At 45.3% G+C, this 919-nt stretch carries 1 pseudogene; it reads left to right on the forward strand.

What is annotated here, in order from left to right:
* A pseudogene (locus J5224_RS30610) lies at positions 1–703 on the forward strand (hypothetical protein); the annotation flags it as partial.
* Positions 704–919: the final 216 nt, after the last annotated feature.

Raw genomic sequence — 919 nt, forward strand, 5'->3', positions numbered from 1 at the left:
GTTCGATGAAACCCACCCTTGGGCAAAACAGTTTAAAATCATTTGCTACCAAGATGGTTTTCATAGTTCTATACCACATGGCTTCTTCCAGGACTGGTTAGGGGAAGAGTCGGATACTGGAACATTCTATATCAGTAAAGCGTCGGGTTTCGGGGTTGGGTCGATCGTAAAATATGACGCAGGTATTCAAAGCTTGCGCGTTGGACGTTTTGTCGCTGGCGGGCTGCGGCTTAAATTTTTACTGAACGGTCAACATGATATGACCACTATATCTACGTCAATGTTTTCCGTGTTTGGCGGTGGTTTGACCAATACATCTCCGCCACAGTATTCAGACTCCATCATAAAAAATGACGTTTGGATCGGTGACGAAGTCATGATGTTGGGCGGCGGAATCATTGAAAATGGCTGTGTGATTGGTGCAAGAGCGCTACTGCCCCCTAATTTCAGATCAGAGCCCTATGGCATTTATGCGGGTAGCCCGGCCAAACTGATCCGTTTTCGGTTTTCTGAAAAAATTCGTGAAGCATTGATTGATTTGGCCTGGTGGGACACCCCGGATCTGTTTGCCTGGTTACAGGAAACAAAAGATTTTTATCTTGCCGATCTCACTGCTGATGAAGGAAAAAGTTTGGCTATGCTCGCCAAATTAAAAGAAAAGCGAAATAGATGGATCCGTGACAGAGAGAAAAAATCAGCGTAATCGCGCTTCTGCTACGCGAATAGCCTTTTTCATGTATATGGTCTTCGAAGCCATCAAGCGTCATTGAGCATTGTTATAACGCGGTTGCTACGACAATCATGCATGAAAATGATGGCGTGTGATGGTGGGTAGATAAATCTATCGCCATCACATACCCCAAATAGCCCCCCTTTTACACCCCTATTCGCAGCATTGGACACTCTACGCAAACGCATA

The organism is Candidatus Symbiopectobacterium sp. NZEC135 (assembly GCF_025962695.1).